We start from the raw sequence: 21,561 nt of genomic DNA on the forward strand, positions 1-21,561 counted from the left end.
CTGGCGCCATCTTGGCCGGCAAGGCGCACAGCCGCCATCAGGGCCGCGGCAAGGGGGCTTCAGCTTTCGTGAAGCCCTGGCGGGGACAATCCCGAAGGCGTCAGCGAGGGCGCAGCGTGGCCCCCGGCCAGCGCCCTTCGCGCACCAGCGTGGCGGCCACGTCGGCCAGCACCACGCGCGCGGCCAGCCCCGCCGGGGATAGCTCATCGTCGGACAGGCTCACCAGCAGGTTGGGGCGGGTCGCGCCGGTGTCGGTGAGCAGCACGCTACGGTAGGGCATGCCCTGGCTGCGCGCCAGCGCCGCGCCGGGCTGGATGGTGGCGCCCAGGCCACCCTGCACGGCATCCATCAGGATCGCCAGGCCATCGATCTCGGCCACCACCTGCGGCTCGCGCTTTGCCTGCCGGAAGCAGGCGGCGACCAGTGCGCGCAAGCCGTGCGAGCCGCTGGGCAGGATCAGCGGCAGCTTGTCCAGCGCCGCCACCGAGGTGCTTTCTCCGCGCGGCATCCCGGCCAGCCCTTCGGCGCCGATCACGAACAGGCGCTCGTCGAGCAGCGGCAGCACGCTCCAGCGCTGCGCCGGCTCCTCGCTGAACAGCACCGCCAGGTCGATCTGGCGCGCGCTCAGCATGGCGCCGAGATAGCCAGACAGGCTCTCCACCATGCGCAGCCGCACGTCGGGGTAGCGCTCGCGCATGGCCTGCATGAAAGGCAGCGCCAGTACCCCCGCCGTGCTGGGCGGCAGCCCCACGCTGACATGGCCGGACAAGCGCGCCTGCCGGGCCGCGAGCGCAGCGTCGTCGATATGGCGCAGCGCCAGCTGGGCCTGGCGCCAGAAGGCCAGGCCGGCATCGGTGGCGACCACGCCGGTCGAGGTGCGCTGCAGCAGCCGCGTCGACAGTTCGCTTTCCAGCCGGCTGATCTGCTGGCTCAGCGCGGAAGTGACCACGCCAAGCTCCAGCGCCGCCTTGCCCATGCTGCCATGCTCGATCACGCTGACGAAGTAGCGCAATTGCCTCAGTTCCATGTCGCATCCCCGCTGCCGCAAATTGGCGGCATGGTAGCGGAAAACCCGTCGCGGTTCACGAATCCTGAAGACCCCTTAACGCCCGCCCGATGGCGCGCGCCATGGCGGCTGCGTAGAGTCGCACCACCAGAAGCGGGCGCCCGCCCGCCGTCCCATAACAACATGACTTCCCGCAAAGGAGACTGCATGCCTTCCGTTTCGCGCATCCGCCGCGGCGTGCTTGCGGCGCTGGCCGCCGGCGCCGTGCTGGGCAATCCCGCCGCCATCACTTCCGCATTCGCTGCCGACAGCTGGCCGACCAAGCCGATCACGCTGGTGGTGCCCTTCGCCAGCGGCGGCACCACCGACATCCTCGCGCGCACCGTCGGCCAGAAGCTGGGCGAGGCGCTGCAGCAGCCCGTTGTGATCGACAACCGCCCCGGCGCCGGCGGCACCATTGGCGCGGCCAATGTCGCGCGCGCGCAGCCCGACGGCTATACCTTCCTGCTCGCCACCGTGGCGCACACCATGGCGCCGGCCGTCTACAAGAGCCTGCCGTACGAGTTCACGCGCGACCTCGATCCCGTGGGGCTGGTGGCGCTGACGCCCAACGTGCTGGTGGTCAATCCCGCCATCCCGGCGCGGTCGGTGCCGGAGCTGATCGCCTACATCAAGGCGCACCCCGGCAAGGTCAACTACGGCTCGGCCGGCATCGGCAGCACCGAGCACATGTCCGGCGAGCTGTTCCGCTCGCTCACCGGGACCGATATCGCGCACGTGCCGTACAAGGGCGGCGCGCCGATGATGACTGACCTGATCGCCGGCCAGATCCAGATGGCGATCGAGACCAGCCCGTCGGCCTCGCAGCACGTGCGCAGCGGCAAGGTCAAGGCGCTGGCCGTCACCACCGCGAAGCGCTCAGGCGCCTATCCGGGCGTGCCGACGCTGGCCGAGAGCGGCGTGAAAGGCTATGAAGTCACCACGTGGTTCGCGCTGATGGCGCCGCGCGGTACGCCGGCGGCGATCGGGCAGCGGGTGTCGGCGGAACTGGGCAAGCTGCTGAAGGCGCCGGATGTGCAGAAGCGCTTCGAAGAGCAGGGCGTGACCGCCGGCGACATGACGCCGGCGCAGCTCGCGGCGTTTATCCGCGCCGAGACCGACAAGTGGGTCAAGGTCGCACGCGAGTCGGGGGCGAAGGCGGACTAAGCCAGGGCCACGCGCATCGACGCGGGACCTGAACACCCGCTGCCTGCCGCAGTCCAATGGTATGACGCCAGCCTGGACCCGGAGGCAAGCCATGCATGACCTGACCTTTGTTCACGCTGACGCCGCCCATGTCGAGTGGCAGGTCGCACTGGCTGACTGCCAGAGGCAGCTGGACACGCAGGACCTGCTGCGCCAGGCGCGGCTGGATCATGCGCCGCCGCTGACGCTCGGCTGGTGCTACCTGAGCGATTACTACGCGCTCGCCGCCGAGGCGATCCTTGCCGCGTTGCAGCAGAACTGGCCCGGGGTGTCGTGGGTCGGCACGGTTGGCCTCGGCGTGTCGGCGAGCGGCGTGGAGTACTTCGACCAGCCGGCGATGGTGCTGCTGGCAGCGCCGCTTCCGCGCCAGGCCTTCCAGCTGTTCTCGGGACGCCAGCCCTTGCCGGCCGCGTCGTCGGGCTTCGTTCCCCATACCGCGCTGGTGCATGCCGAAGGCAGCACACCCGACGTGCAGGAGCTGCTGCACGAGCTGAGCGTGCGTACCGCCACCGGCTACCTGTTCGGCGGACTGAGCTCGGCACGCAACCGTACGCTGCATATTGCCGACGGCGTGTATTCCGGTGGCCTGTCCGGCGTGCTGTTTGGCCCGGAAGTCGAACTCGTCTCCCGCGTCACGCAGGGCTGCCAGCCGATCGGCCCGGCACGCGCGGTCACGCGCAGCGAACACAACCTGCTGTTCGCGCTGGACGGCAAGCCCGCGCTGGATTGCGTGCTGCAGGACCTGGGCGTCGAGCGCGACGCACCCGTGGAAGCGATGGCGGCAGCGTTGTCGGGAACGCTTGCGGGCCTGAACGCTGCCACCGACGATGCGCCGGTGCAGCCGGGCCGGTTCGGCGCGGATACGCTGGTGCGCCACCTGATCGGCCTCGATGTGCAGCATCGCGTGCTCGCGCTTGCCGACCAGGTCGCGCCCGGCATGCGGCTGGCATTCTGCATGCGCAACGCCGCCGCGGCGCGCGCGGACCTGGAACGCATCGCCACGGAAATCCGCACGGATATCGAACACGGCGGCGGCCACGCGCGTGGCGCGCTCTATATCAGCTGCTCGGGCCGGGGCGGGCCGCATTTCGGCGCGCCGCATGCCGAACTGCAAACCGTGCGCGCTGCGCTGGGCGACCTGCCGCTGGCCGGCTTCTTCGCCGGCGGCGAGATCGCGAGGGATCACCTCTATGGCTATACGGGGGTGCTGACGGTCTTCACCAGCCATTGAACGGACCTGGCGCCCGAGTCAGCGGATGACGTTTTCGATGCTGCGCGTTTGGCACGCAAACCAGCTGCGCAGCAAGCCGTTCGACCAGATCATCGGAAGCGAAGCCGCAACCATGCGGTAGACCTCGCGGCGCGGCATCTTCGAGGCGCGGGCCGGGTCCAGCCAGTACTCATTGCGCACCAGCAGCAGCAGGGTCTCCATGCCGATCAGGATCGGCCACAGGCAGGCCAGCCGCAGCCGGACGAAACGCTTAGGGATAGCCAGCGTGTATGCCATGGCCTCATGAAAATGCGCCAGCGTCATGCCGGCGAGCGAACGCATCAGGGCACGCGCGCGTTGCGAGGCGTCAGGCAGCAGCAAGTCCTGGGGGCCCAGCCCGTGCTGAACCAGTAGCGACGCCGGCAGGTAACACCGGCCGATGCGCAGGTCCTTGCCGCAGTCGCGCAACACATTGGTCATCTGCAAGGCTTTGCCGAAGCGGACCCCACTGCGCAGCATGGCGCCGAGGTCGCCATTGATCGCACCCGGCACATGCGCCGCGGTCATGCGGGTCCAGAATTCGCCAACGCAACCGGCGACCATGTAGGTGTAGTGGTCCAACGCCGCCAGGTCAGGCAGCGCCACGAGACGGCCGGCGCGCTCGTCGGGGAACGTGCGCAGGTCGAACTCCATGCCTTCGCTGAGGATGGAAACGATCTGCCTCACCGCTTGCCGGTCAGCCGGTTCCAGCTGCGTCAGCACCGCCAGCGCGGGATCGAGCGACTCCAGCAGGATCCGCTCATCCGAATGCTCCTGGTGGCGAGCCATTTCCGTCGCGATGCTGAGCGCCGGCGCTGCGCCATCCGGGTTGCCGTTGACCTGGTCACGCAAGGACAGCAGCAACGCCAGCCGCCTTTCCGGCGCAACCAGCGCCGTATCCGCAATCGTGTCCGCAGCGCGCGCCAGCAGGTAGGCCAGGCCGACCGGATCGCGCATCCGGGCAGGGAGCACGCGCAGCGTGAGGTAGAACGAACGCGAAACGCCTTTGAGCAGCGGACCGAGGAGGAATTCCCGGCTGGGTTCGCGCATGGGTGGTGTCCTGTTCCCAGAGAGGTTTGCGGAATGGCATGGCCCGCCCGGCCGTCAGGCCGGGCCCGGGCGCATTGTACCTTTGGCGCGAAAAGCGGATCCCGGGATCCGCAGGCCCCGTGGTCAGGGCGAGGCCTTGCCCAGATAACGCTCGAACCACTGCGCTGCCAGGCGGGCGACGGATTCCAGTGCGCCGGGCTCCTCGAACAAGTGAGAGGCGCCGGGCACGATTACCAGCTTCTTCTGGCACTTGAGCTGGGCAAAGGCGAACTCATTCCGTTCAATGACGCTCACATCGAGTCCGCCGATGATCAGCATGGTCGGCGTGGACAGGCTCGCAAGGGCGTCGGCGCCCGCCAGGTCGACCCTGCCGCCTCGTGAAACGATGGCGTGTATCGGGATCGGCGACTGGCTCGCGGCACGGATCGACGCGGCGGCACCTATGCTGGCGCCGAAGTAGCCCAACCGCGGTGGCACGCCTTGCTGCCGCGCCACCCAGTCGGTCGCCTGTGCCAGCCGCTTGGCCAGCAGCCCGACGTCGAAGCGGATCGCCTGCACCTGGTCCTCCTCCGGCATGAGCAGGTCCATCAACAGCGTTCCCATGCCGCAGCGGTTGAGTTCGGCGGCCACGTACCGATTGCGCGGACTATGCCGCGAACTGCCGGTGCCGTGCGCAAACAATACCAGGGCGCCTGCGCCTGGCGGCAAGGCCAGCATGCCTTGCAACGCCACGCCATCCGCGGGGATCACAACCTCGCTGGCATCTGCACTGCTGCTACGCATGGCCGCCCTCCGGAAGATGGTGCTTCGACGCTGCCCGCGTTGCAATCGGCCCCATCGCAGTCCACTATAGGGCGAGCGTGGCGGCGAGGCCAGCCTTCGTCTGCTGGTCCGCGGACGCCCGCAATCGAACAACAGTCGACCAACATCCCGATGCATCAGGAGGGGCCATGAAGACCCTGTTTCTCGTCCGCCACGCCAAGTCAAGTCGCGATGACCCGTCCTTGCCCGACCGCGAGCGTCCGCTTGACGATCGCGGCCTGCGCGACGCCCCGGAGATGGGCAAGCGCCTGGCCGAGCGCAAGGTCAAGCCAGACCTGCTCGTGTCGAGTCCGGCCGTGCGCGCGCTGACCACGGCGCACCTGATCGCCGACGAACTCGGCATTGCCCGCAAGGACATCGAGATCGAAGACCGGCTGTACGCCAGCAGCGCGGATGACCTGCTCGCTGTCGTCCATGCGCTCGACAAGAAGCTTGGCAGCGTGATGTTGTTCGGTCACAACCCCGAGTTCACTGACTTCGCGCAGCGCTTGTCGGACGAGATCAGCGACATGCCGACCTGCGCCGTCGCCAAATTCCGTTTCGACACCAAGGCATGGACGGATGTCGGGGAAATCACCCCGTCGAAAGTCTCGCTGGATTCGCCCAAGAAGTCGTAGTCGAATGTCGGCGTGGGCTTTGCAGCGATATCTCCGGCTTGACCATCCGGGACGAAGCGATAAGAATTTGTGATCGCAGGCGCAAGCCGGCCTTCACGCTTTTCTGCCCCTCGTCCCACCCATGATCCCACCCGTCAGCACACTCCACGGCCGCCTCAAGATGCAGCACCTGCGCCTGCTGCTGGCGGTGGAGGAACGCGGCTCGCTGCGGCAGGCCGCCGAAGCGCTGACGCTGACCCAGCCCGCGGTCAGCAAGATGCTGCAGGATATGGAAGACCTGCTGGCCGTGCCGTTGTTCGAGCGCCATGCGCGCGGGCTGCGTGCGACGCGCTTCGGGATGGCGGCCACGCGCTACGCCCGGCTGGTGTTTGCCGACATGGATGGCTTGCGCGACGAGCTGGTGGCGCTGGAGTCGGGCAAGATCGGGCGCGTGCGGGTCGGCGCGGTGATGGCGCCGACGCCGGGCCTGCTGGCCGAGGTGATCCGCCGGCTGAATCGCGATCATCCGCGGCTGGAGGTGGCGGTGCAGGTGGAGACCAGCGACCTGCTGGTGCCGCTGCTGGAGCGCGACCAGCTCGATATCGTGCTGGGCCGCGTGCCCGATGGCTGGGACAGCAGCGGCCTCGAGTTCGAGCAGCTTGGCGACGAGGGGCTGGCGATCGTGCTCGGGCCGCAACATCCGCTGGCGCGGCGGCGCAAGCTGTCGTTCGCGGAACTGACAAGCTACCCGTGGATCATGCAGCCACGGCCAAGCCCGATGCGCGCGCTGATCGACCGCTCGTTCGAGGATGCCGGCGTGCCGGCGCCGCCGTCGACCATCGAGACCGCCGCGGTGCTGATGACCACGTCGCTGCTGGCCGACAGCGAGCTGATCGCGGTGCTGCCGGAGTCGGTGGCGGCTTACTACGGCCGCCTGGGCGCGCTGGCGGTGCTGCCATTGCCGCTGCCGCGGAAACTGGGGCCGTACGGCATCGTCACGCGGCGCGGGCGCCCGCCGACCGCATCGATGAGCCTGCTGATCGATACGCTGCGGGCGCTGTCGCGCTAGCGCTGCGGCTTGCCGTCGAGGCGCCAGAGATGGCGCTGTTCGCTGTCGGGGCGCAGCGACGCGGGCAGCAGGTCCGCCGGCATGTCCTGGTAGCTGACCGGCCGCACGAAGCGCGCGATCGCCAGGCTGCCGACCGAGGTCGAGCGGCCATCCGACGTAGCCGGCCAGGGGCCGCCGTGGACCATGGCATGTCCGACTTCAACGCCGGTGCCGAAGCCGTTGACCAGGATGCGGCCCGCCAGGCGCTCCAGCGCGGGCAGCAGCGTGCGCGCCGCGTCGTGGTCGGCGGGGTCGATATGCAGCGCCGCGGTAAGCTGGCCCTCCAGCGATTCGACCACGCGCCGCATTTCCGCGGCGTCGCGGCAGCGCACCACCAGTGACGACGCGCCGAAGACTTCATGGCGCAGCGTCTCGTCGGCCAGGAAGGCCTCGGCGCTGGTGCTGAACAGTGCCGCCTGACCTTGCAGCGCATTGCCTGCCTTGCCGCGCGCCACCAGCTGTACCTGCGGATGCTGCGCGAGCGTGCCCACGCCGTTGCAGAAGGCGCGCAGGATGCCGGCGGTCAGCATGTTCTGTGCGCCGATGTCCGCCAGGCTCGCCGCCGCCGCTTCCAGGAACTGGTCCAGGCCCTCGCTTTCCACCGCCAGCACCAGTCCGGGGTTGGTGCAGAACTGTCCGGCGCCCAGCGTCAGCGAGCTGGCGAACGCCGTGCCGATGGCTTGCGCGCGGTTGGCCAGCGCGTGTGGGAACAGCAGCACCGGATTGATGCTGCTCATCTCCGCATAGACGGGAATCGGCTCCTGGCGCGCCGCGGCGATCGCCATCAGCGCCTGGCCGCCGGCGCGCGAGCCGGTGAAGCCGACTGCCTTGATGCGGTGGTCCGCCACCAACCCCTGGCCGATTTCCAATCCGGTATCGAAGAGCAAGGAGAAGGTGCCTTCGGGCAGGTCCAGTTCCGCCACCGCTTTCTGGATGGCGCGGCCGACCAGTTCGGAGGTGCCGGGGTGCGCAGGATGCGCCTTGACGATGACGGGGCAGCCGGCGGCCAGTGCGGATGCGGTATCGCCGCCCGCCACCGAGAACGCCAGCGGGAAGTTGCTGGCGCCGAACACCGCGACCGGGCCCAGCGGGATATGGCGCAGGCGCAGGTCGGGGCGCGGCAGCGGCTGGCGCTCGGGCTGGGCCGGGTCGACGCGCAGCTCAAGGAAATCGCCCTGGCGCAGCATGCCGGCGAACAGCCGCAGCTGGCCCACGGTGCGTCCGCGCTCGCCTTCGATGCGGGCGCGCGGCAGGCCCGATTCGCTGACGCAGCGCTCGATCAGCGCATCGCCCAGCGCCAGGATGTTGCCGGCGATGGCTTCGAGGAAGTCGGCGCGCCGCGCGGGCGCGATCTCGCGATAGGTGTCGAAGGCCTGCCAGGCGAGGGCGCAGGTCTGGTCGAGTTGTGCCAGCGTGGCGCCACCAAAGGCGGGTTCGAGCGTTGCGCCGGTGGTTGCGTCGATGGCGTGGAGGGTGCCGTGGGTGCCGGGTACGGATTGACGGCCGACCAGGAGTTCGCCGGTGAGGGTCATGGTTGGTCCTTTGAAAGGGTGTTGTGGCTAGCGATGGAGTATGCGCAGTGGCATTGGTTACCCGCCGCGACTTCGTGGAGGCTCTTGCCCTCTCCCCCGGCCCTCTCCCACTACGCGGGAGAGGGCCGGGGGAGAGGGCCGGCGCTACAAGATGCGTGGCGCTTCCTTACCGCCCCCAGCGCAGCACCAGCGGATCCAGCCGCCGCGCAATCTTCAGCAGCCCCTCGCGCGTGGCCGGATGCATCGGCTGCAGCGGATGCCTTACCGCATCCGAGGCAATCACCCCGCCTTCCTTCATCAGTACCTTGCTGGTTGCCAGCCAGCCCTGCCGGTTCTCGTAGTTGATCAGCGGCAGCCACTGCTGGTAGCGCTGCGCCGCCAGCTCGGCGTCGCCGGCCTGCCATGCATCCAGGACCTGGCGGATGCCGTCCGGGAAGCCCGCGCCGGTCATCGCGCCGGTGGCGCCCGCTTCCAGGTCGGCCATCAGCGTGATGGCCTCCTCGCCGTCCCACGGGCCAACGATGGCGTCGCCGCCCAGCTCGATGAGTTCGCGCAGCTTGGCCGCGGCCTGCGGCACTTCGATCTTGAAGTACGAGACATTGGCCAGCTCGCGCGCCATGCGGGCGAGGAAGGGCGCGGACAGCGTGGTGCCGCTGACCGGCGCGTCCTGGATCATGATGGGGATGTCGATGGCATCGGAGACGGTGGCGAAGAAGTCGTAGATGCCGCGCTCGGGCACGCGGATGGTGGCGCCGTGGTAGGGAGGCATCACCATCACCATGGCGGCGCAGGCGTCCTGCGCGGCGCGGCTGCGCTCGGCGCAGATGCGCGAGCTGAAATGCGTGGTGGTGACGATCACCGGCACGCGGCCGTCCACGTGCTCGAGCACGGTCTTCATCAGCACGCTGCGTTCGTCGTCGGTCAGCACGAACTGCTCGGAGAAGTTGGCCAGGATGCAGATGCCGTGCGAGCCGGCGTCGATCATGAAGTCGATGCAGCGGCGCTGGCCGTCGAGGTCGAGACCGCCTTGCTCGTCGAAAATGGTTGGCGCTACCGGGAATACGCCGCGGTAGACGGGCGGCTGGAATCGGGTCATGGTCTCCTCCTTGCGGCTGGCACGCGGCCGGCGCGGGTTCTGGGCAGTCAATCGGGTCGGGCCAATATACGAGCGGGGGGAGGGCCTGTATATTGAATCCTTTCCATCTTGTGATCGCTTTTGCGACTCACACGGTCCCGATATGAAATCCACCCTGGACACCCTCACCGGCCGACTGCGCATGAAGCAACTGCAACTGCTGATCGCGCTGGACGAGCACCAGTCACTGCACCAGGCCGCGGCCGCGATGGCGATGACGCAGTCGGCCGCCAGCAAGTCTTTGCAGGAACTGGAAGGCATGCTGGAAGCGCCACTGTTCGAGCGCTCCAAACGCGGCATGCGCCCCAACGCCTTCGGCCATTGCGTGATCCGCCATGCACGGCAGCTGGTGGCGGACCTGGGGGCGATGTGCGAGGAAGTGGCCGGCATCCGCGCTGGCAGTGGCGGGCGCGTCGCCGTCGGCGTGATCATGGGCGCCGTGCCCGAGGTGCTGGTGCCGGCGCTTGAACAACTGTGGCAGGCGCATCCCGACCTGGCGCTCGAGATCATCGAGGACACCAGCCTGCGCCTGCTCGGCCAGCTCGACGACGGCCACCTCGACCTCGTGCTCGGCCGCTCGCTGGTCAGCGACGAACCCGGCAAGTACCACTATCACCCGCTCGGCGACGAGCAGGTGTCCGTGGTGGTCGGCCACGTTCACCCCGCATCCCGGGTGCAGGCGATGGACTTTGCCGACCTTGAGGGTTATCGCTGGATCACTTACGCGGGGCACATGCCGATGCATGCGCTGCTGCAGCGCGAACTGGACCATGCCGGCGTCAGCTTCCCCGCCAACGCCATTTCGACGTCGTCGGCGCTGATCACCGTGGCCATGCTCCAGCGCGATCCCGGGCTGGTGTCGCTGCTGCCGACCAGCGTGGCGGAGCTGTTCGTGCGCCAGAAGATGCTGCGCATACTGCCAGTGCACCTGCAGTCGCGCCAGCAGACCTTCGGCATCGTCACGCGGCGCGGCGGCGCCTTGTCGGCTTCCGCACGGCAACTGGTGGCGATCCTGAAAGCGCAGGCGGGGAAGCCAGCGGCCGAGGTATAACGCCAGGTGATCGCCAGTTCAAAAAACGTCAGTAGTAGCGAATCGCTGATACCCATATAGTCTGCTCATCCGCGCCACCAGAGCCGGACAGCACAACGGAGACAGCGATGAAGACACGGAATGTTGGCAAGTGCGCCGGCAAACTCGCCGGCGCACTTGCCGGCCTGGCCACGGTGGCCGTTGCAGCGACGACCAGCGCCTGGGCGCAGGACACACGGCCGGTGCGCCTGATGGTGGGCGCCGCGCCCGGCGGCGGCACCGACGTGATGGCGCGTATCGTCTCCGACAAGCTGGCCGCACAGCTGAAGCAGCCCGTCGTGGTCGACAACCGCCCCGGCGCGTCCAACACCATCGCCGCCGACATCACCGCCAAGGCCGCGCCGGACGGCAACACGCTGCTGATGGGCGTGGTCACCTCGCAGGCGATCGCGCCGCACCTGCTCAAGCTGCAGTTCGACCCGCTCAAGGACCTGGCGCCGGTGGCGCTGGTGTCGTCGGTGCCCAACGTGCTGGTGGTCAACAACCAGGTCACGGCGCGCGACGTCAAGGCGCTGGTGGCGCAGATCCAGGCGAGCCCGGACAAGTTCCGCTTCAGCTCGTCGGGCGTCGGCAGCACCCAGCACCTGGCCGGCGCCGCGTTTGCGCGCCAGATCCAGGGCAAGCTGCTGCACGTGCCTTACAAGAGCAGCAGCAGCGCGCTGGTCGACCTGATGGGCGGCCAGGTGGACATGAGCTTCGAGACCATGCCGTCGGTGATCAACCATATCAAGGCCGGCAAGCTGCGCGCGCTGGCGGTGACCGTGGACAAGCGCTCGGCGCTGCTGCCCAATGTGCCGACGCTGGCCGAGGCCGGCGTGCCGGGCATCCAGATGAACGCCTGGTACGGCGTCTATGCGCCGGCCGCCACGCCTCCCGCCACGCTGCAGAAGCTCGGCACGGCGCTGACCACGGTGATCAAGGACCCGGATACCGTGCGCCGCCTGAGCGAGGTCGGCGCCGTGCCCGGCACGCTGACGGCCGCGCAGTTCGATGCCTTCTCGCGCGCCGAGTACGCGCGCTATGGCAAGCTGATCGCCGAGCTTGGCGTCAAGCTCGACTGAGCCTGTATTTCAAGAGAATTTCATGACTTCACGTCCACGAATCGCGATGGTGCTGGGCGATCCCGCCGGCATCGGCCCCGAACTGATCGCACGCCTGCTGGCCGACCCGGCCACCAGCGAACAGGCCGACATCCTGCTGATCGCCGACCGCGACGAATGGCGCCGCGGCATGGAGGTGGCGGGCGTCGAGCTGGCGCTGGCAGAGACCGATACCCTCGCGTTCGCACAAGGCGCGCCGCGCCTCTACCACTGGGAGCTGGACGGCAAGCCCGCCTATCCGCGCGGCGCATCCAGTGCCGAGGGCGGCCGCTACAGCCTCGGCACGCTGTCGCTCGCGCTGGAGCTGGCGCAGTCGGGCCAGGCAGATTCGATCCTGTTCGGGCCGCTCAATAAAAGCTCGCTGCATGCCGCCGGCATGGACCATAGCGACGAGCTGCACTGGTTTGCCGAGCAGCTCGGCTACCACGGCAATTTTTGCGAATTCAACGTGCTCGACGGCCTGTGGACCTCGCGCGTCACCTCGCACGTGGCCCTGAAGGACGTGCCGGCGATGATCACGCCGGAACGCGTCGGTGGTGCCATCGACCTGATCGACCAGGCACTGCGCCGCGCCGGCATGGCAAGCCCGCGCATCGCCGTGTGCGGCCTGAATCCGCACAACGGCGACAACGGCGCCTTCGGCCGCGAAGAGATCGACGTGATCGCCCCGGCCGTCGCCGCTGCCCGCGGGCGCGGCGTGAACGTCGAGGGCCCGTTCCCGGCCGACACCATCTTCCTGAAGGTGCAGGGCGGCCCGTCGCAGCGGCAGTTCGACGCCATCGTCACCATGTACCACGACCAGGGACAGATCGGCATCAAGCTGATGGGATTCTCGCGCGGCGTGACGGTGCAGGGCGGGCTGCCGGTGCCGATCACCACGCCGGCGCACGGTACCGCGTTCGATATCACGCAGCAGGGCCGCGCCGATCCCGGCGCCACGCAGCAGGCGTTCCAGATCGCCTGCCGCATGGGCGCGCAACGGCGCGCCGCCGCAAACGCCTAGCCACCATCAATCCATACCGGATCCAGCATGACCGCCCCCGGCGCGGCCGGGGAGCGTTCGCGCCAACGCATTGCCATCAGGAACTGAACATGAAGATCACCAACGTCCGCGCCCGCGTCTTCGAATGGAAGGGCAAGACCGTGCCGCCGCAGGCGCATTTCTGCACCAACGCCACCGACATCCTGTTCGAGCGCGGCGACGCCATGGGCTCGTTCCGCTTCCACGGCTGGATGGTGGTCGAGATCGAGACCGATAGCGGGCTGGTCGGCATCGGCAACTGCGCGCTGGCCCCGCGCGTGGCCAAGCAGATCGTCGACGAATACCTGGCGCCGGTGGTGATCGGCCAGGACCCGTTCGACAACGAATACCTGTGGCAGAAGATGTACCGCCGCACCCAGGCCTGGGGCCGCAAGGGCATCGGCATGGCGGCGATCTCGGCGGTCGACATCGCGCTGTGGGACCTGATGGGCAAGGCCGTCGGCAAGCCGGTGTTCAAGCTGCTGGGGGGGCGCACCAAGGAGAAGATCTGGTGCTATGCCTCCAAGCTCTACAACAACGACGACCGCGACGCCTTCCTGGCCGAAGCGCAAGGCTACCTCGACCAGGGCTTTACCGCGATGAAGATGCGCTTCGGCTACGGCCCCAAGGACGGCCCTGCCGGCATGCGGAAGAACATCGAGCAGGTGCGGCTGCTGCGCGAGCTGGTCGGCGACGGCGTCGACATCATGCTGGAGTGCTACATGGGCTGGACGCTGGAATACGCGCGCCGCATGCTGCCGCGCCTGGCGGAGTTCAATCCCCGCTGGCTGGAAGAGCCGGTGATCGCCGACGATATCGAAGGCTATGTTGAGCTGAAGAAGGCGAGCCCGTTCCCGATCTCCGGCGGCGAGCACGAGTTCACTTCGTACGGCTTCAAGGACCTGCTGGAGCGCCGCGCCGTCGACGTGATCCAGTACGACACCAACCGCGTCGGCGGCATCACCGCGGCGCAGAAGATCAACGCGATGGCCGAGGCGTGGTCGGTGCCGGTGATCCCGCACGCGGGGCAGATGCATAACTACCACCTGACCATGGCGTCGACCGCATCGCCGATGTCGGAGTACTTCCCCGTGCACGACGTCGAGGTCGGCAACGAGCTGTTTTACTACATCTTCAAGGGGGATCCGGCCCCGGACAACGGCTACCTGCAGCTTGACGACAACCTGCCGGGGCTGGGGCTGGAGTTGAACGAGGAGTACTTCAGCCAGTTCAACATCATCGGCTGACAGGCGGGCTGTCGCTGGCTGACCGGCCCTGGCGCACTACAATCAAGAAGCGCAATGCCCTTGTGCTGGAGTTCGCCATGGCCAGATCCCGCCGTCTGCTGGCCGCCTGCGCGGCACCCATGGGCCTGATGTGTGCCATCGGTGCCGTCAGCGCCATCAGTGCCTTCGCCGCGCCGCCTGCCGGAACGCTGACAGTTTCCTTCCCCCATCCCGAAACCTACACCGATGCCGCCTACCGCAGCGCATACGGCAGCGACCGCGAGCGCGCGCAGGTGATGAACGATATCCGCCGACACTTCGACGAGCTGGCGGCACGCTACCTGCCGCAGGGCTATGCGCTCAGCATCGCGGTGCTGGATGTCGATCTCGCAGGACATTTCGAGCCATGGCGCGTGCGCGGCTATGACGTGCGCATCGTGCGCGATGTCACCTGGCCGCGCATGACGCTGCGCTATGAACTGCGCGGCAGCGACGGTGCCGTGATCGGCAGCGGCGAGCAGCGCATCTCCGACCAGAACTTCAACATGGGTGTCAACGTCTACAGCCAGAGCGACAGGCTGCGCTATGAAAAGGCGATGATGGACCGCTGGTTCGACGAGACCGTCAGGCGCCGGATCGCAGCGCGCCAGGACGGGCAGGGATGATCTGAAGCGGGCATTAGCACTACGGGCCGTAGATGCGCAGCGCCGTCTCGCGCAGCGCATCCGTGACCAGCAGCGCGCCGGGCGACATCAGCCGGTCGGTCGGCGTGATCAGGCCGAAGTCGTCCATATGGCAGGGCATCGCCATCGGCAGCACCTCCACCATGCCGAACGCCGCGTAGTACTGCGCGACATCCGCGGTCAGCACCGCGATCATGTCTGACTGCGTCACCATGCGCGTCAGGAACAGCAGCGCGGCGGTTTCCACCACGTTGGTCGGCGGCGCCAGGCTCGCGCGCTGGAACATCAGCTCGAAGCGGTGGCGCAGCACCGTGCCGGCCGGCGGGATCATCCAGGCGGCGTCGGTGGTGTCGGCCAGCGACAGGGCGGGCGCCGCCAGCATCGGGTGGCCGGGCCGCACCACGGCGCAGACGGGCTCTTCCGCCATCGGCTCGTAGCGCAACCGGCCCTTGTCGTGCTCGGGAAACAGCCGCGCGACCACCATGTCCAGCTTCTCCTGCCCCAGCCGGTCGAGCAGCACGTTGCTGTTGTCGATCTCCACCGAGACCCGCAATCCCGGATAGCTGGCCTTCACCCGGGCGATCGCCGGCGGCAGCAGCCGCACGCCGGGCGAGGTGATCGCACCGATCGCCACGTGGCCGAGCCGGCCCGCCTTCAACGCCAGCACTTCCTCGCGCGCCTGGTTCAGGCTGCCGATCGCCGCGCGCGCGTGCCGGATCATCGCGCGGCCATAGTCCGTCGGCGCCATGCCGCGCGGAAGGCGCTCGAACAGGGGGACCGACAGCATCTCTTCCAGCTCGCGCAGCAGCTTGGACGCGGCCGGCTGCGTCATCGCCAGCCGTTCCGCGGCGCGGTGGATGCTGCCCTCGTCGGCGACGGCCAGTAAAAGCAGCAGCTGGCGCGTCTTCAGGCGGGTGTGGCTGTGCCATACGGGTGCCGCAGGTGCTGCATCAGCCGCGACGGAAAGGTTGGGGGCGTCCATAGGGTAAATACCAATGCCGATATCGATATCGCAAATGCCGAACTCTTCATTAGTAGCATATCGGCAAGCTGCATACACTCCGTCCGACAAAACAACAACGACAGGAGACAGCGTGGCGCTTGCCAGGCCGCTGGATCCGTCGTCCCTGCCATTCCCGCCGCCTTCCCGGGCAGCCCTCGCATCAGGAACAACATGTCGGATTCCAAGGACAAGCAACGCAAGCCGCTGCGCTCGACGGCGTGGTTCGGCACCGCCGACAAGAACGGCTTCATGTATCGCAGCTGGATGAAAAACCAGGGCATTCCCGAGCACGCGTTCGACGGCCGCCCGGTGATCGGTATCTGCAATACGTGGTCGGAACTCACGCCCTGCAACGCGCATTTCCGCAAGCTGGCCGAGCACGTCAAGCGCGGCGTGTACGAGGCCGGCGGCTTCCCGGTGGAATTCCCGGTGTTTTCCAACGGCGAATCGAACCTGCGCCCGACCGCCATGCTGACGCGCAACCTGGCCGCGATGGACGTGGAAGAAGCGATCCGCGGCAATCCGATCGATGCGGTGGTGCTGCTGACCGGCTGCGACAAGACCACGCCGGCGCTGCTGATGGGCGCGGCCAGCTGCGACGTGCCGGCCATCGTCGTTACCGGCGGGCCCATGCTCAACGGCAAGCTCGACGGCAAGGACATCGGCTCGGGCACCGCGGTGTGGCAGCTGCATGAATCGCTGAAGGCAGGCGAGATCAACCTGCACCAGTTCCTGTCGGCCGAAGCCGGCATGTCGCGCTCGGCCGGCACCTGCAACACCATGGGCACCGCCTCGACCATGGCCTGCATGGCCGAAGCGCTGGGCACGTCGCTGCCGCACAACGCGGCGATCCCTGCGGTCGATTCGCGCCGCTACGTGCTGGCGCACATGTCCGGCATCCGCATCGTGGAGATGGCGCGCGAGGACTTGACGCTGTCGAAGATCCTGACGCGCCAGGCGTTCGAGAACGCGATCCGCGTCAATGCGGCGATCGGCGGCTCGACCAACGCCGTGATCCACCTGAAGGCGATCGCCGGCCGCATCGGCGTGCCGCTGGAGCTGGAAGACTGGAGCAACGTGGGGCGCGACACGCCGACCATCGTCGACCTGATGCCGTCGGGCCGCTTCCTGATGGAAGAGTTCTACTACGCGGGCGGCCTGCCCGCGGTGCTGCGCCGCATGGGCGAGGCCGGCCTGCTGCCGCATCCGGGCGCGCTGACCGTCAACGGCAAGGCGCTCTGGGACAACGTCAGGGATGCGCCGATCACCAACGACGAAGTCATCCGACCGCTGGATAAGCCGCTGATCCGCGACGGCAGCATCCGCATCCTGCGCGGCAACCTGTCGCCGCGCGGCGCGGTGCTCAAGCCGTCGGCGGCAACGCCCAAGCTGCTGCGCCACCGCGGCCGCGCGGTGGTGTTCGAGAACCTGGAGCACTACAAGGAGCGCATTGTCGATGAATCGCTCGACGTCGACGAGAATTCCGTCCTCGTCCTCAAGCGCTGCGGCCCGCGCGGCTATCCCGGCATGGCTGAGGTCGGCAACATGGGCCTGCCGCCCAAGCTGCTGCGCCATGGCATCAAGGACATGGTGCGCATTTCCGATGCGCGCATGAGCGGCACCGCCTACGGCACCGTGGTGCTGCACGTCGCGCCCGAGGCCGCCGCCGGCGGCCCGCTGGCGATCGTGCGCGACGGCGACTGGATCGAGCTGGACTGCGAGGCCGGGCGCCTGCACCTGGATATCGATCCCGCCGAGTTCGAACGCCGCATGGCCGACGTGCAGCCGCTGCAGGCGCCCGCCGACGGCGGTTATCGCAAGCTCTACATCAACCACGTGCTGCAGGCCGACGAAGGTTGCGACCTCGACTTCCTCGTCGGCTGCCGCGGACGTGAAGTGCCGCGCCACTCGCACTGATTCCATCCCATTGCATTGAATGCGCGCGGCCCCGGCGGCGCGCGCGACCCCTTACAAGAACAGAGGAGACTAGCCATGCAAGGCACACAGACCGCGCCGCTGGAGCGCGCCGTCCCAGCACAGGAAACCGGCGCACAGGCGCAGGAAGAGACCCGCATCGTCGGCATGCTGGTGCGCCGGCTGATCCCGTTCCTGGCGCTGATCTACGTGGTCGCGTATATCGACCGCTCGGTGGTTGGCTTTGCCAAGCTGCACATGAACGCGGCGATCGGCATCAGCGACGCGGCCTATGGCCTGGGCGCGGGTTTGTTCTTCGTCGGCTATTTCCTGTGCGAGGTGCCGAGCAACCTGGCGCTGGAGCGCTTCGGCGCGCGCCGCTGGTTCGCGCGCATCCTGCTGACCTGGGGCCTGATCACCATGGCGATGGCGTTCACGCAGGGCGCGCACAGCTTCTACGTGCTGCGCTTCCTGCTGGGCGCGGCCGAAGCCGGCCTGTATCCGGGCATCCTGTACTTCCTGACCAAGTGGTTCCCGATGCGGCATCGCGCGCGCATCATCGGCCTGCTGGTGCTGGCCCAGCCGATCGCGCTGATCATCACCGGACCGATTGCAGGCCTGGTGCTGTCGACACAGGGGCTGTTCGGCATGTCCAACTGGCAGACGCTGTTCGTGCTGAGCGGCCTGCCCGCGGTGCTGCTGTGCCTGCCGACGCTGCGCATCCTGCCGGAATCGCCCGCCAGTGCCGCATGGCTGGCACCGGCCGACCGCGCCTGGATCGAGCGCGAACTCGCCGCCGACCAGGCCGCCTATGCGCTCAAGCCGCACGGCAATCCGCTGCAGGCGCTCAGGGACAAGCGCGTGCTGCTGCTGTCGCTGCTGTTCCTGCCGTTCCCGCTGAGCATCTACGGGCTATCGCTGTGGCTGCCGACCATCATCAAGCAGTTCGGCGTGACCGATGCAATGACCGGCCTGCTGTCGGCGGTGCCCTACCTGTTCGCCGTGGTCGGCCTGTACCTGGTGCCGCGCCACTCGGACCGCAAGGGCGAGCGCTACGGCCATATCGTGGTGGTGTCGGGGATGGCAGCGATCACCATGGCGCTGAGCGCCTGGGTGCAGTCGCCGGTGCTGCAGTTCCTGTTTATCTGCCTGACCGCGTTCTCGATCTATTCGATCCAGGCGGTGGTATGGGCACTGCCGGGCGAATTCCTGACCGGCGCCAGCGCCGCGGTGGGGATTGCCACCATCAACTCGCTGGCCAACCTCGGCGGCTACTTCGGGCCGTATGGCATCGGCGTGATCAAGGACGCCACCGGCAGCCTGGCGGCGGGGCTGTACTTCCTGGCGGCGATGCTGGTGTTCGCGGTGGTGATGGCGTTCGTGGTGCGCGCCGCGCTGCGACCGGCGGCGCGCGCCGGTGCGGCGCAGCAGGCCGGTGCCTGACCGCAATCGTCACGGCCGCCGCTTCTTCCACTCGTAGTCGGGCGGCGGATCCGCCGCGCCGGCGCGGCCGACCGAGTTGGGGTTTTCCGAGCACAGCGTGACAAAGCTCACCGGCTCGCCCGCATGCTGGCGCTGGCGCAGCGCTTCGGTGAAGTGCAGCGCCTCGCGCATCGCGTCGCTCGGGAACGACTGCGCGTGCGGCGTCAGTCCGGTGCCGTGGGCTTCGGACCAGTAGACCATGTACATAAGGCATTCCTCTCGATTGCGCCGGTGACCACGAGGCGCTGCAACCTTCGTTCCCGGCAGGGCAGGGGCGAAGGCAGGGTTCGCCGTGCATGCCGATTGCAATCTGTTCCTCGGACTTTTGCAAGCTTTGGCGTACCACGGGCACAATGGGCGCTTCTGGCATCGTCGCTGTGCCGTTCCCGTCTCGTCCCGATACTCCATGCACTCCATGCCCGATATTGCGCTGATTCCCGCCACCGCTGCCGATGCCGACCGCCTCGCCGCCATGCACACCGCCAGCTGGCAGCACACCTATCCCGGCATGCTGCCAGACGCGTACCTGCGCGAGCAGGCCTATCCGGAGCGGCTGGCGGCCTGGCGCGCGCGCATGCATGACGGCGCGGATGGCCCCGTGGAGGCCACGCTGGCGCTGGTCGATGGCGCGGACGCCGGCTTTGCCTGCCTGTTGCCCGAGGCCGACCCCCGCTACGGCATCTACCTGGACAACCTGCATGTCCTGCCTGCCTTCCATGGCCAGGGACTGGGCAAGAGGCTGCTGGCGCATTGCGTGCAGCGCGTGGCGCAGCGCTGGCCGGGGCAGCCGCTGTTCCTCTATGTGCTTGAGGCCAATACGCAGGCGCGCGAGTTCTACCAGCGGCTGGGCGGCGAGGCATCGGAACCGTTCGAAGACGATTTCCACGGGCCGGGCCTGCGCGTCATGGTGCGGCGCGTGACCTGGCCCGACGTGGCGGCGCTGGCCAAGCGGCTGGCGTAACGCAGGGATGGCGGGCACGGCAGGCGTTGCCGAACCGCTTGCCCCTGGCCTACCATCGCCGGCATGCCAACCGGAGGCGCCCAGCCATGATCCTATCGACCGCCAGCTTGCCTCAGCACAACCGTTCTCGCCTGTCCCTGGCCCTGGCCGCTGCAGCCATGACTGTGGTACTGGCCGGCTGCGCCGGCACGACGGCAGTGCCGCCCGCCGCGGCCAAGGCTGCCGATACCGCGGTGGCCGCACCGCACTGGCAACGCGTGCATCTTGGCGCTGGCGCCGGCTATGACTTCCCGGTCTATGCCAACCACCGGCTCGACGGCGACCTGTCGCGCATTCGTGAAGTCGTGTTTGTCCAGCATGGCCTGCAGCGCAACGGCGACGACTACTATGCCGCCGGCGCCGAACTGCTGAAGGCCAGCGGCCGCAAGCCGGACGAGGTGCTGCTGCTCGCGCCGAATTTTCCCGGCACGCCTGACCAGAAGAAGGGTTTTACCGGCATGCCGCAATGGTCGGTGCAAGGCTGGCTCAGCGGCGAGGACGCGATCGACGGCCCGGCCCGCGTCAGTTCGCTGCAGGTGCTCGACGACCTGCTCGCCTTCGTCACCGACAAGGCGCGGCTGCCGCAGGTCGGCAAGGTGACGGTGGCCGGCCATTCCGGCGGCGCCCAGGTCGTGCACCGCTACGCGGTGCTGAACAATGTCGACGAGCGCATCCGCGCGGGCGGCATCGACCTGCGCTACGTCGTGGCCAATCCGTCGTCCTACCTGTATTTCACGCCGGTACGGCCGGCCGGCGCCAATGGCAAGTTGTTCGCGCCGTATGACAAGGCCATTTGCCCGGACTACGACAAGTACCGCTACGGCGTGCAGGACATGGTGCCGTACGCGAAAGGTGCCGACGGCATGGCGCTGTACAAGCGCTATGCCGGGCGCAAGGTGACCTATCTCGCCGGCACCGAGGACAACGATCCCAACCACCGCGTACTCGACAAGGCCTGCGGCGCCGAGGCCGAGGGCGCGACGCGGCTGCAGCGTGCGCGCGGCTACCTGCGCTACGAGCGCTACCTCGCCAGCCCGGGCCTGGCCATCCGCCATCAGGCGTATGAAGTGGTGGGCGTGGGGCACGACCAGGCGCGCATGTTCGGTTCGCAGTGCGGGGCGCGGGCGGTGTTCGGCATGCCTGAAGCCGCCAATGCCGGCGGTGCGGCCTGCCGTGCGCCGCAGCTCTGAGGCGGCGCATCCGGACACCGTCACGGCAAGAAAAAAACCCGCGGCAATCGCGGGTTCAAGTCCCTGCCCGCAGGATCGGGCTCGGAGGAGACAACCACAGGAAATGCAG

At 68.2% G+C, this 21,561-nt stretch carries 20 protein-coding genes; 13 read left to right on the forward strand and 7 right to left on the reverse strand.

Annotation, left to right across the window (positions count from 1 at the left end):
• Window positions 1-100: 100 nt before the first annotated feature.
• The gene (locus E1J61_RS32405) at window positions 101-1,027 is read right to left on the reverse strand and encodes a LysR family transcriptional regulator (protein WP_133097939.1); all 927 of its coding nucleotides are present in this window, start codon (window positions 1,025-1,027) and stop codon (window positions 101-103) included.
• Window positions 1,028-1,213: 186 nt separating this feature from the next.
• Between E1J61_RS32405 and E1J61_RS32410 the strand changes: the two genes are divergently transcribed.
• Both E1J61_RS32410 and E1J61_RS32415 read left to right on the forward strand, forming a co-directional pair.
• Window positions 1,214-2,212, forward strand: coding sequence for a tripartite tricarboxylate transporter substrate binding protein (locus E1J61_RS32410; RefSeq protein ID WP_133097940.1), 999 nt, complete (start codon window positions 1,214-1,216; stop codon window positions 2,210-2,212).
• Window positions 2,213-2,303: 91 nt separating this feature from the next.
• Window positions 2,304-3,482, forward strand: a complete 1,179-nt coding sequence (locus tag E1J61_RS32415) for an FIST N-terminal domain-containing protein (protein WP_133097941.1) — start codon at window positions 2,304-2,306, stop codon at window positions 3,480-3,482.
• Window positions 3,483-3,500: 18 nt separating this feature from the next.
• Here E1J61_RS32415 and E1J61_RS32420 read toward each other — a convergent pair whose 3' ends face one another.
• Together E1J61_RS32420 and E1J61_RS32425 are read right to left on the reverse strand one after the other, a co-directional pair.
• Complete coding sequence (locus E1J61_RS32420) at window positions 3,501-4,550, reverse strand: phytoene/squalene synthase family protein (protein ID WP_133097942.1); 1,050 nt, start codon at window positions 4,548-4,550, stop codon at window positions 3,501-3,503.
• 123 nt (window positions 4,551-4,673) lie between these two features.
• Window positions 4,674-5,333, reverse strand: a complete 660-nt coding sequence (locus tag E1J61_RS32425) for a dienelactone hydrolase family protein (protein ID WP_133097943.1) — start codon at window positions 5,331-5,333, stop codon at window positions 4,674-4,676.
• Between the two features lie 167 nt (window positions 5,334-5,500).
• Here E1J61_RS32425 and E1J61_RS32430 point away from each other — a divergent pair, with 167 nt between their 5' ends.
• Complete coding sequence (locus E1J61_RS32430) at window positions 5,501-5,989, forward strand: histidine phosphatase family protein (RefSeq protein WP_133097944.1); 489 nt, start codon at window positions 5,501-5,503, stop codon at window positions 5,987-5,989.
• Window positions 5,990-6,110: 121 nt separating this feature from the next.
• On the forward strand, window positions 6,111-7,037 hold the full coding sequence (locus tag E1J61_RS32435; RefSeq protein WP_133097945.1) for a LysR family transcriptional regulator: 927 nt from the start codon (window positions 6,111-6,113) through the stop codon (window positions 7,035-7,037).
• On the opposite strand, the gene E1J61_RS32440 is transcribed toward E1J61_RS32435, so the two are convergent.
• The gene (locus E1J61_RS32440; protein WP_133097946.1) at window positions 7,034-8,608 is read right to left on the reverse strand and encodes an aldehyde dehydrogenase (NADP(+)); all 1,575 of its coding nucleotides are present in this window, start codon (window positions 8,606-8,608) and stop codon (window positions 7,034-7,036) included. The two genes, E1J61_RS32435 and E1J61_RS32440, sit on opposite strands and share 4 nt — an antisense overlap.
• A gap of 166 nt (window positions 8,609-8,774) precedes the next feature.
• Window positions 8,775-9,704 (reverse strand): dihydrodipicolinate synthase family protein, encoded by a 930-nt coding sequence (locus E1J61_RS32445; RefSeq protein WP_133097947.1) that lies wholly within the window; start codon window positions 9,702-9,704, stop codon window positions 8,775-8,777.
• A 142-nt stretch (window positions 9,705-9,846) separates the two neighbouring features.
• On the opposite strand from E1J61_RS32445, the gene E1J61_RS32450 reads away from it, so the two are divergent.
• The 5 genes from E1J61_RS32450 (at window position 9,847) to E1J61_RS32470 (ending at window position 14,845) form a co-directional block, all read left to right on the forward strand.
• A complete protein-coding gene (locus E1J61_RS32450) occupies window positions 9,847-10,794 on the forward strand; it encodes a LysR substrate-binding domain-containing protein (protein WP_133097948.1) in 948 nt (315 codons plus the stop codon).
• A gap of 107 nt (window positions 10,795-10,901) precedes the next feature.
• Window positions 10,902-11,894 (forward strand): tripartite tricarboxylate transporter substrate binding protein, encoded by a 993-nt coding sequence (locus E1J61_RS32455; protein WP_133097949.1) that lies wholly within the window; start codon window positions 10,902-10,904, stop codon window positions 11,892-11,894.
• 22 nt (window positions 11,895-11,916) lie between these two features.
• On the forward strand, window positions 11,917-12,936 hold the full coding sequence (locus tag E1J61_RS32460) for a 4-hydroxythreonine-4-phosphate dehydrogenase PdxA (RefSeq protein ID WP_133097950.1): 1,020 nt from the start codon (window positions 11,917-11,919) through the stop codon (window positions 12,934-12,936).
• Window positions 12,937-13,025: 89 nt separating this feature from the next.
• Entirely contained in the window at window positions 13,026-14,201 is a 1,176-nt protein-coding gene (locus E1J61_RS32465; protein ID WP_133097951.1) for an L-rhamnonate dehydratase, read from the forward strand.
• Between the two features lie 77 nt (window positions 14,202-14,278).
• Complete coding sequence (locus E1J61_RS32470; RefSeq protein WP_133097952.1) at window positions 14,279-14,845, forward strand: DUF3016 domain-containing protein; 567 nt, start codon at window positions 14,279-14,281, stop codon at window positions 14,843-14,845.
• A 19-nt stretch (window positions 14,846-14,864) separates the two neighbouring features.
• On the opposite strand, the gene E1J61_RS32475 is transcribed toward E1J61_RS32470, so the two are convergent.
• Entirely contained in the window at window positions 14,865-15,845 is a 981-nt protein-coding gene (locus E1J61_RS32475; RefSeq protein WP_207951291.1) for a LysR substrate-binding domain-containing protein, read from the reverse strand.
• 192 nt (window positions 15,846-16,037) lie between these two features.
• Between E1J61_RS32475 and E1J61_RS32480 the strand changes: the two genes are divergently transcribed.
• Both E1J61_RS32480 and E1J61_RS32485 read left to right on the forward strand, forming a co-directional pair.
• Window positions 16,038-17,783 (forward strand): IlvD/Edd family dehydratase, encoded by a 1,746-nt coding sequence (locus tag E1J61_RS32480; RefSeq protein WP_133097953.1) that lies wholly within the window; start codon window positions 16,038-16,040, stop codon window positions 17,781-17,783.
• A gap of 75 nt (window positions 17,784-17,858) precedes the next feature.
• Complete coding sequence (locus E1J61_RS32485) at window positions 17,859-19,223, forward strand: MFS transporter (RefSeq protein WP_133097954.1); 1,365 nt, start codon at window positions 17,859-17,861, stop codon at window positions 19,221-19,223.
• 9 nt (window positions 19,224-19,232) lie between these two features.
• On the opposite strand, the gene E1J61_RS32490 is transcribed toward E1J61_RS32485, so the two are convergent.
• The gene (locus E1J61_RS32490; protein ID WP_029048395.1) at window positions 19,233-19,469 is read right to left on the reverse strand and encodes a hypothetical protein; all 237 of its coding nucleotides are present in this window, start codon (window positions 19,467-19,469) and stop codon (window positions 19,233-19,235) included.
• A 208-nt stretch (window positions 19,470-19,677) separates the two neighbouring features.
• On the opposite strand from E1J61_RS32490, the gene E1J61_RS32495 reads away from it, so the two are divergent.
• Together E1J61_RS32495 and E1J61_RS32500 are read left to right on the forward strand one after the other, a co-directional pair.
• A complete protein-coding gene (locus E1J61_RS32495; RefSeq protein WP_133097969.1) occupies window positions 19,678-20,223 on the forward strand; it encodes a GNAT family N-acetyltransferase in 546 nt (181 codons plus the stop codon).
• An 86-nt stretch (window positions 20,224-20,309) separates the two neighbouring features.
• The gene (locus E1J61_RS32500) at window positions 20,310-21,452 is read left to right on the forward strand and encodes a hypothetical protein (protein ID WP_133097955.1); all 1,143 of its coding nucleotides are present in this window, start codon (window positions 20,310-20,312) and stop codon (window positions 21,450-21,452) included.
• Window positions 21,453-21,561 lie beyond the last annotated feature (109 nt).

Origin of the sequence: Cupriavidus sp. L7L, assembly GCF_004353535.1 — a bacterium.
In the GTDB taxonomy this organism is placed as follows: Bacteria; Pseudomonadota; Gammaproteobacteria; order Burkholderiales; family Burkholderiaceae; genus Cupriavidus; species Cupriavidus oxalaticus_A.

Excerpts from the sequence above, each read along its gene's own strand:
- E1J61_RS32405 (WP_133097939.1), bottom strand. The coding sequence starts at position 1,027 with ATGGAACTGAGGCAATTGCGCTACTTCGTCAGCGTGATCGAGCATGGC.
- E1J61_RS32410 (WP_133097940.1), top strand. The coding sequence starts at position 1,214 with ATGCCTTCCGTTTCGCGCATCCGCCGCGGCGTGCTTGCGGCGCTGGCC.
- E1J61_RS32415 (WP_133097941.1), top strand. The coding sequence starts at position 2,304 with ATGCATGACCTGACCTTTGTTCACGCTGACGCCGCCCATGTCGAGTGG.
- E1J61_RS32420 (WP_133097942.1), bottom strand. The coding sequence starts at position 4,550 with ATGCGCGAACCCAGCCGGGAATTCCTCCTCGGTCCGCTGCTCAAAGGC.
- E1J61_RS32425 (WP_133097943.1), bottom strand. The coding sequence starts at position 5,333 with ATGCGTAGCAGCAGTGCAGATGCCAGCGAGGTTGTGATCCCCGCGGAT.
- E1J61_RS32430 (WP_133097944.1), top strand. The coding sequence starts at position 5,501 with ATGAAGACCCTGTTTCTCGTCCGCCACGCCAAGTCAAGTCGCGATGAC.
- E1J61_RS32435 (WP_133097945.1), top strand. The coding sequence starts at position 6,111 with ATGATCCCACCCGTCAGCACACTCCACGGCCGCCTCAAGATGCAGCAC.
- E1J61_RS32440 (WP_133097946.1), bottom strand. The coding sequence starts at position 8,608 with ATGACCCTCACCGGCGAACTCCTGGTCGGCCGTCAATCCGTACCCGGC.
- E1J61_RS32445 (WP_133097947.1), bottom strand. The coding sequence starts at position 9,704 with ATGACCCGATTCCAGCCGCCCGTCTACCGCGGCGTATTCCCGGTAGCG.
- E1J61_RS32450 (WP_133097948.1), top strand. The coding sequence starts at position 9,847 with ATGAAATCCACCCTGGACACCCTCACCGGCCGACTGCGCATGAAGCAA.
- E1J61_RS32455 (WP_133097949.1), top strand. The coding sequence starts at position 10,902 with ATGAAGACACGGAATGTTGGCAAGTGCGCCGGCAAACTCGCCGGCGCA.
- E1J61_RS32460 (WP_133097950.1), top strand. The coding sequence starts at position 11,917 with ATGACTTCACGTCCACGAATCGCGATGGTGCTGGGCGATCCCGCCGGC.
- E1J61_RS32465 (WP_133097951.1), top strand. The coding sequence starts at position 13,026 with ATGAAGATCACCAACGTCCGCGCCCGCGTCTTCGAATGGAAGGGCAAG.
- E1J61_RS32470 (WP_133097952.1), top strand. The coding sequence starts at position 14,279 with ATGGCCAGATCCCGCCGTCTGCTGGCCGCCTGCGCGGCACCCATGGGC.
- E1J61_RS32475 (WP_207951291.1), bottom strand. The coding sequence starts at position 15,845 with ATGGACGCCCCCAACCTTTCCGTCGCGGCTGATGCAGCACCTGCGGCA.
- E1J61_RS32480 (WP_133097953.1), top strand. The coding sequence starts at position 16,038 with ATGTCGGATTCCAAGGACAAGCAACGCAAGCCGCTGCGCTCGACGGCG.
- E1J61_RS32485 (WP_133097954.1), top strand. The coding sequence starts at position 17,859 with ATGCAAGGCACACAGACCGCGCCGCTGGAGCGCGCCGTCCCAGCACAG.
- E1J61_RS32490 (WP_029048395.1), bottom strand. The coding sequence starts at position 19,469 with ATGTACATGGTCTACTGGTCCGAAGCCCACGGCACCGGACTGACGCCG.
- E1J61_RS32495 (WP_133097969.1), top strand. The coding sequence starts at position 19,678 with ATGCCCGATATTGCGCTGATTCCCGCCACCGCTGCCGATGCCGACCGC.
- E1J61_RS32500 (WP_133097955.1), top strand. The coding sequence starts at position 20,310 with ATGATCCTATCGACCGCCAGCTTGCCTCAGCACAACCGTTCTCGCCTG.